The 2,777-nt window shown below is 59.7% G+C and carries 4 protein-coding genes; 3 read left to right on the top strand and 1 reads right to left on the bottom strand.

Translation table 11 applies throughout. The features are described 5' to 3' along the window. The 3 genes from ACIQ67_RS20830 to ACIQ67_RS20840 all read left to right on the top strand — a co-directional run. A partial coding sequence (locus ACIQ67_RS20830) for a hypothetical protein (protein ID WP_397536284.1) occupies positions 1–524 on the top strand: 524 nt, incomplete at its 5' end. Between the two features lie 94 nt (positions 525–618). After that, entirely contained in the window at positions 619–1,785 is a 1,167-nt protein-coding gene (locus tag ACIQ67_RS20835; protein ID WP_397536285.1) for a hypothetical protein, read from the top strand. A gap of 38 nt (positions 1,786–1,823) precedes the next feature. After that, positions 1,824–2,417: a hypothetical protein gene (locus ACIQ67_RS20840; protein ID WP_397536286.1), complete on the top strand. Its 594-nt coding sequence runs from the start codon at positions 1,824–1,826 to the stop codon at positions 2,415–2,417. A gap of 15 nt (positions 2,418–2,432) precedes the next feature. Here the strand turns inward: ACIQ67_RS20840 and ACIQ67_RS20845 are convergent. Next, a partial coding sequence (locus tag ACIQ67_RS20845) for a hypothetical protein (protein ID WP_397536287.1) occupies positions 2,433–2,777 on the bottom strand: 345 nt, incomplete at its 5' end.

Here is a 2,777-nt window from a genome sequence, read left to right on the forward strand (position 1 = left end):
GGGCACTGAAGTCGGCGAGGATTCTTGTGGATTATGGATTTCCCGAAAAGGCGGAGGAGCTGATCGCGGCGATCCAGAGCAAGGCGGGAGACAAGATCTCTCCTGCGGACCGCACGCGTTTGCTGTTGACTGAGGTCCGCGCGGCGCAGGCGGCGGGTCAGACGGACCGGGTTGGCAATTTGTTAGACAAGCTGGTGGAGATCAACCCGGCGGACGGAGAGGTTTTGTTGGAGCTGGCGCGGCACAAGGACAAGCTGGCCCGGGATGAGGAGGATGAGGAGAAGCGCAAGGAGTGGGTTGTGGAGGCGCGGACCCACTATCAGCTTGCGGTGCGCTCGGAGGCGGTGGCGTATCCAGCGAATCTGGCATACGGGCAGATGTTGGTGCGTGAGCAACGTTACACGGAGGCCTTGCCGGTGCTTCAGGCTGCGTTGGCGCTGAAGAAGAGTGACAGTCTTGAGCAGTATGTGAGCCGCGTCCGCCGGGCTGCGGATCGGCAAGAGGACAAGAAAGCCAAACCCTGAAACCAGATATGAACGCTACCCGGATCGGTTGTTTGCTCATCCCGCTTTTTGTTTCATCGCTTGAAGCGAATGAGGCGCTGGATGTCCCGCGGCGTTGGCGGAGACGGAGCAGGAGAAGCCGGTGTATGTGGATTCGGGCTGGGCACCGAGTCCTTTGGATCCGTTGTGGGCGCGTGCGACGTTGTTTCAGGATCCGGAGAATCCCTACATTCAGGAGCTGGCGATCCGTGGATTTTTTGATTGGCGCATCAACTCCGGCGACGCGCATGTGACTGGAGCGCCGGATGTGGAAATGGATGGCAGCCGGACCCGCCGTGCCCGGCTTGGCGCGCGGATCCGTGCGTTCCGGAATACGGACATTGAAGTGGATTATGAAATGGCGGGGTCGGGCCGGAATTCGGGATTGGAGAGGCTGAGCGCGCGGACGGAAGTCCTAACAGACACCGGGGTGACTTATGGAAAGTTCCAGCCGGAGATTGGCGGGGAGTCGAGGATTTCACCGGAGTTCCTTCCGTATCCGGAGCGTTCGGCGTTGACGAACCTGGTGGTTCCGCCGTCCACGCTGGGATTGCGGATCGACCGCAAGTCGGGCGACTGGGATTATGCTCTCGGATGGTTCACGGGTGGGGATCCGGACGACATTCCGGAGGTGCGTGGGGATGGGTTTGTCACGCTGAGTCTGGGTCGGACGATGGTTGATTCATTTGAGGGCTCGACCCAGCGCACGCGTTGGCATTTTGATTATCTTCACAACTTTGATGCGGGGCGTTCGGGTGCGATTCCGGGATATGACGTCGCGGGCCGGAGGTCGGCGAATGGCGGGCAGTTGGTGACGGAGAATCCGGCGTTCCGGCATTTGGTATCGACGGGTTTCACTTTGGAGAGGGATCGTTTCAAGTTTCTGGCGGACTTCATGATCGCGAAGGGTGATTCGTCGGTGTGGGGTTTGACGTTGGCACCAGAGTGGTGGGCGATTCCCGGGACGTTGAAGATTGTCGGGCGTTATCATTATGCGGGTTCGGATGATCCCGGAGCGATTGTTGCCGGTGTTGGAAGCAGTTCCGATCTGCGGTTTGACGATTCGAATTTCCTGATCGGGAATGAATATCACTCGTTTTATCTCGGAGCGAACCTTCATCTCTATCAGGACCGGATGATCCTTTCGTCCGGGGTGGAGTCGATCACCTTCAGTGATGAGAATGGGGGCGGGTTCGATACCGACGCGTGGATCTGGCACACGGGTGCCAGGGTTTCCTTCTGATTTCGCCAACAAGTATCCAAAGCAACCATCAAGCAGTCATGAAAATCAAATCGCTCATTTTACTTTCGTTCCTATCGATCCAGCCGCTGATGGCGGTGTCCTTCGATGCGGAGAGTTTCGGTGCCAGTCTGAACGGTTGGGACAAGAAGCGGACGGCCAATTACACGTTCACGGAGGCGACTTACCGGACCCATGCGCCGGCGATCACGCCGACGCCATCGCGCGGGGTTTTCCTGTCGATGCAGGTGGATTTGCGGTCGGGGATGGGCAACGCGGCGGTGTGTCATTTGCATCTAACATTCTCATCGGCTGGGATTCTTGAGAGCGCGCAGATCAAGGGGCTGGTTGGCAAGCGGAACATCGACACAGGACTGATCCGCAGGCCGGAGGCACCGGTCGCGCCGCCGGTTGCTGAGGGTGCGGCTGCGGTGCCGGTGAAGCCGTTTCACGCGACGGATGAGCTGGTGGCGGAGCTTTTCACCAGCTTTGACGGCGAGATGAAGCGGATCAACGCCGCGGCCGAGGGCGAGAAGAAGGATTTGCTTTCCCGTCTATCAGGAAAGCCCGCTTTCGACCTCGGTGCGGGTTTGAGGCACAACTTGAATCTGGTTTTGCAGAACGTGCGCAGGTAAGCGCCGGGTGGCCCGTCAGGGTGCGAGGCTGTCGAGGCTTTGGCGGAGTGCGTCTTCGGTGGTTTTGCGCCATTCGGCGGAATGTGCTGCCTGTTGGCGGTGGAACCAGGTGAGGCGGCTTGGGTCGAAGCCATTGCCGTTGCGTTTCACGGCGCTGGCGGTGGCGTCGATCATGCTGCGGAAGCGGCGGCGGAGGTCGGCTTCGCTGCTGCGCATGCGCTTGGCGCCGAGTTCGACGTTCATTTCGATGATTTCTGCGACGAAGGGGAGGTCCTTGGCGTCTGATAGAATGGCGAGTGCGTCCTGTCCGCCGGGCAGAGTGCCGGAGATGCGGAGGCCTTCGGTGGTGGGACTCAGCAT

Source organism: Roseateles sp. (assembly GCF_044373315.1).
In the GTDB taxonomy this organism is placed as follows: domain Bacteria; phylum Pseudomonadota; class Gammaproteobacteria; order Burkholderiales; family Burkholderiaceae_C; genus JACDQM01.

Coding starts and splice junctions, on each gene's coding strand:
- ACIQ67_RS20840 (WP_397536286.1), top strand. CDS start 1,824: ATGAAAATCAAATCGCTCATTTTACTTTCGTTCCTATCGATCCAGCCG.